Raw genomic sequence first — 4,534 nt, forward strand, 5'->3', positions numbered from 1 at the left:
CGGTCTCGGCAAGATGACCGACGTCGGAATCCCGATCAGTCCGATGGAACTGGTGCTCTACCAGAAGCGGCTTCAGGGTTCGCTTTTCGGCGCATCCACACCAACCGCCGACATCCCGTGGATGATCGACCTGTATACGTCCGGGAAGCTGAAGCTCGACGAGCTGATCACCACCACCTACAAGCTCGACGACATCGCCCAGGGCTTCGCCGACATGCACGCGGGCCGAAACCTGCGCGGGGTCGTCGTCTTCTGACACCCCGTGTGCCTTTGTGGCGGTTCCGGGCGCCAGTTGTGCACACCGGCGCGGAGCGCAGCAGTGGCCCCCACCGGGAATCCGGTGGGGGCCACAGCGTGTCAACCCTCCGGGCTCGTCCGCCCGGGCGGCTCGATCAGAACGCCGCTTCGTCGAGCTCCATGATGTCGGTGTCGACGTTGGCGATGATGCTGCGCGCCGCGGTCAGCTCGGGCAGCACGTTCTTGGCGAAGAACGACGCGATCCCGACCTTGCCCTTGTAGAACGGAACGTCCTTCTCGTCGGCGCCGGTATCGAGCGCGGCGAGCGCGATCTCGGCCTGCTTCAGGAGCAGCCAGCCGATGAGCAGGTCGCCGAACGCGAGCAGGTAGCGCACCGAGCCGAGTCCGACCTTGTAGAGCTCGGTCGGCTGCTCCTGGGCGCCCATGAGGAAACCGGTGAGGGTCGCGGTCATGGCCTGCACGTCCTCGAGCGCGGTGGCCAGCAGGGCGCGCTCGGGCTTGAGGCGCTCGTCGGCCGAATCCGAGTCGATGAACTGCTTGATCTGGCCGGCGACGTGCGCCAGGGCGACACCGCGGTCGCGGGCGATCTTGCGGAAGAAGAAGTCCTGCGCCTGGATGGCGGTGGTGCCCTCGTACAGCGAGTCGATCTTCGAGTCGCGGATGTACTGCTCGATCGGGTAGTCCTGCAGGAAGCCCGAGCCACCGAGGGTCTGCAGCGAATCGGTCAGGTACAGGTAGGCGCGCTCCGAACCGCAACCCTTGACGATCGGCAGCAGCAGATCGTTGATGCGGTGCGCGAGGTCGGCGTCGGCGCCGGAGACCTGCTCGGCGACCACGGCGTCCTGGTGAGCGGCGGTGTACAGGTACACGGCGCGCAGACCCTCGGCGTAGGCCTTCTGCATCGCCAGCGAGCGGCGGACGTCGGGGTGGTGGGTGATCGTCACGCGCGGCGCGGTCTTGTCCGCCATCTGCGTGATGTCGGCGCCCTGCACGCGCTCCTTGGCGTAGTCGAGGGCGTTGAGGTAGCCGGTGGACAGCGTGGCGATGGCCTTGGTGCCGACCATCATGCGGGCGTGTTCGATGACGTCGAACATCTGGGCGATGCCGTCGTGGACCTCGCCGACGAGCCAGCCCTTGGCGGGGACGCCGTGGCCGCCGAAGGTGACCTCACAGGTCGCGGAGGCCTTCAGGCCCATCTTGTGCTCGACGTTGGTGACGAACACGCCGTTGCGCTCGCCGAGCTCGTTCTTCTCGAAGTCGAAGTGGAACTTCGGGACGAAGAACAGCGACAGGCCCTTGGTGCCCGGCTTGCCGCCCTCGGGGCGGGCCAGGACCAGGTGGAAGATGTTCTCGAACAGGTCGTCGGAGTCGGCGGAGGTGATGAACCGCTTGACGCCCTCGATGTGCCAGGAGCCGTCGTCCTGCCTGATCGCCTTGGTGCGGCCGGCGCCGACGTCGGAGCCCGCGTCGGGTTCGGTCAGCACCATGGTGGAGCCCCAGCCGCGCTCGACGCAGGTGGCCGCCCACTTCTTCTGCTCGTCGGTGCCGTTCTCGAAGAGGACACCGGCGAAGGCGGGGCCCGCGGCGTACATGAAGGCGGCCGGCTGGGCGCCGAGCATCATCTCGTTGGAGGCCCACAGCAGCGCGCGCGGCGCGTCGGTGCCGCCGATCTCCTCGGGGATACCCATGGACCAGTAACCCGCGTCCCACCAGGCCCGGAACGCCTTCTTGAAGCCTTCGGGGAGGGAGACGGAGTGGGTCTCGGGGTCGAACACAGGGGGGTTGCGATCGGTGTCGGCGAAGGCTTCGGCGGCCGGACCCTCGGCGAGGGCCTTGACCTCTGCCAGGATGCCTCGGGCGGTGTCCTCGTCGAGATCGCCGAACTTGCCGGCCTCGAGGAGCGTCTGGATCTTCAGGACCTCGAACAGATTGAACTCGAGGTCGCGGAGGTTGCTCTTGTAATGGCCCATCTGTGTCTCCCAGTGCGGTGCGGTCGAGCTGCGGTGTCAAGTACCGCCCAAGTTATTACTCGTCGGTAACATCCCTATGTTACTCGCCAGGCAACTAACTGCCAAGGGCGGATTTCCGCGCGACGACAAGGGCGTCGACAGCAGTTCCGGAATCAGTTTCCCGGGCCCTCCTTTCGGCGACGACAATTTCCAGCCGGCCGTCGATCTCGTCCACTATATCCGTTGGGGTGTAGAGGATTTCGGGGTTCCGAGGGCCTCCGGTTCCGAGTGTGGGATTAGTCGAATCGTGGCCCAGAAATATGAGGATTCCATCAGGTTTCAGGGAATTGATCGCATTGTCGATCAGGCTCGCGCGCTGTGGTGCGGGGAGGTGGAGGAATACCGAGAGAATCAGGTCATATTCACCGTCGAAAGGGTCCTGGGTCACATCCTTCTGGATGTAGCGCAGGCGATCACGGCTGCGCTTGGGCGCCTGAGCGGCGATCCGCCGGGCCTTCTCGAGCGCGACGCCGGAGAAGTCGACACCGTCGACCTCCCACCCGCGCGTAGCGAGCCACAACGAGTGCCGGCCCTCGCCGCACGCCAGATCCAGCGCTCGTCCTTGTGGCAGCGCCGCGGTGAACTCGACGACGACGGGATTCGGCGGAGTACCCCACACCATGTCCGCCGCCGCGTACCGTTCGTCCCAATCCTGTGCGTCCATGCATTTCTCCTATGCCACGCGGTACCCGGGTGCAAGCCGGTTACGCGCTCGACGGTGTATATGCAGGTGGTGAACGACGACAAGTCCGGTTCGACGCTTTTTCGGGACCGACCGGTTTCCTTCTTTCGGAAAAACAGGTATGCCCGCGGGTATAACGACCGTCGCCTTTCCGCAGCCCGGGCGGCATCGTGTGAGGTGCCTCACCAGCTCGACGAAGGTTCACTCGATGCGCTACCCCCACCGCTCGCCGATGCTCCTTGCAGACGGTTCCCATCCGACGATGCACTGGTCCACCGTTCACGTCGACGCCCGTGCGGAGATGTGCGGGGTCCTCGGGCGGGGAACGCCGGTGGTCTTCCTCCCCGAATGCGGGTCGACGCCCTGGACGTACCGGCATGCGCTGGCGACGCTGGCCCGCAGCGCGCGGGTGTATGCCCCGGCGATACCGGGGTTCGCGGCAGCGCCCGGCAGCCCCCTCGAGGAGCGGATGCTGGCGGACTGCTCGAGCTGGCTCGGCCGGTTCCTCGAGGCGGCCGGACTCGGTCCCGTGACCCTCGTCGGGCACTCGTTCGGCGGGGCGCTGGCGATCCGGGCCGCCCACGATCATCCGGATCGCGTGACGCGACTCGTCCTGGTGAACCCCGTCGGCGGCACGAGGTTCGATGGCGTGTCCGACGACGGCGATCGCGACGGAGCCGGACGCCTCGACCGGACGGCCCGAGGCCGGGAGCCGACCGCTGAGCTGACCCGGCTCGCGGAGCGACGCCTGCCGGTCTCACTGCTGTGGAGCCGCGGAGACCGTCGGGTGCCGCGGGCGAGCCTCGAATCTCTGCGCCGACTGCTGGGGAGTCCGCCGGTGTTCACCGTCCCGGGCGGACACGAATGGCTGCTCTCGGACCCGGAATACTTCGGCAACGCGATGCGCACCGTCCTGGGCGGGTTCCCTGTCGAGGTCGCGGCATGACCGCCCCTGTCTCCGGTCGCGGGCGCATGACCACGCGAGGCGGGAAACTCGTCATCTGGAAATGCCGGGACTGCGCCGTGCTGCTCCCGCCCCTGACCGTCTCCTGCCACTCGTGCGGCCACGGCGACCTCGAGCCTGTCGACTCGGCCGGCGTGGGAGTGATCGTCTCGTGCCGGACCGCCGACCGCGCACCCGACCCGGTGTGCGACGCGCCGTGCCCGTCGGTGATCGCCATCGTCGAACTCGACGAGGGCCCGTGGGTCTATTCGTGGATCGACGGTGCGCTTCCGGTGTCGCCCGATCGGCCGGTGAGGGTGTATTTCCGGTGCACCCAACCGGGGGAGAGATTCCCGATCTTCGAGCCATGTCGTTCCGCTTCTGCCCGACCCGGAAACATCGCCGCATAACGGGCCATGCGGTGGGTGGCGGTGGTGCGGTCGGCCCACGCCGCCTGATCGCGTGATGACGCGTACCGCAACGAATCCCATGCCTCCGGAACCTAGACGCACAGGGCAACACTTCGTGCTGTCGGTTCCGGACGGGTCGCGGTGTCGACGTCGACCCCCCGCCCGGAGCGCCCTGGAGGGTTGAAAACTCTTCGACAGCAGTGCCATACGTGACTTCGAGTGGCCCGGCCGG

4 protein-coding genes and 1 pseudogene are annotated in these 4,534 nt (G+C 67.1%); 3 read left to right on the forward strand and 2 right to left on the reverse strand.

Annotation, left to right across the window (positions count from 1 at the left end; genetic code table 11):
• Positions 1-256, forward strand: a pseudogene (locus tag I0Q12_RS34020) (alcohol dehydrogenase); the annotation flags it as partial.
• A gap of 136 nt (positions 257-392) precedes the next feature.
• On the opposite strand, the gene I0Q12_RS26845 reads toward I0Q12_RS34020, so the two are convergent.
• Both I0Q12_RS26845 and I0Q12_RS26850 read right to left on the reverse strand, forming a co-directional pair.
• Entirely contained in the window at positions 393-2,228 is a 1,836-nt protein-coding gene (locus I0Q12_RS26845; RefSeq protein ID WP_197256381.1) for an acyl-CoA dehydrogenase, read from the reverse strand.
• Positions 2,229-2,322: 94 nt separating this feature from the next.
• Positions 2,323-2,931, reverse strand: a complete 609-nt coding sequence (locus I0Q12_RS26850) for a bifunctional 2-polyprenyl-6-hydroxyphenol methylase/3-demethylubiquinol 3-O-methyltransferase UbiG (protein ID WP_197256383.1) — start codon at positions 2,929-2,931, stop codon at positions 2,323-2,325.
• A gap of 226 nt (positions 2,932-3,157) precedes the next feature.
• On the opposite strand from I0Q12_RS26850, the gene I0Q12_RS26855 reads away from it, so the two are divergent.
• Both I0Q12_RS26855 and I0Q12_RS26860 read left to right on the forward strand, forming a co-directional pair.
• On the forward strand, positions 3,158-3,895 hold the full coding sequence (locus I0Q12_RS26855; protein WP_197256385.1) for an alpha/beta fold hydrolase: 738 nt from the start codon (positions 3,158-3,160) through the stop codon (positions 3,893-3,895).
• Positions 3,892-4,302 (forward strand): Zn-ribbon domain-containing OB-fold protein, encoded by a 411-nt coding sequence (locus I0Q12_RS26860; protein WP_197256387.1) that lies wholly within the window; start codon positions 3,892-3,894, stop codon positions 4,300-4,302. The genes I0Q12_RS26855 and I0Q12_RS26860 overlap by 4 nt, the downstream gene beginning before the upstream one ends.
• The last annotated feature ends 232 nt before the right edge of the window (positions 4,303-4,534 follow it).

Source organism: Rhodococcus sp. CX (assembly GCF_015865005.1).
Lineage (GTDB): Bacteria > Actinomycetota > Actinomycetes > Mycobacteriales > Mycobacteriaceae > Rhodococcus.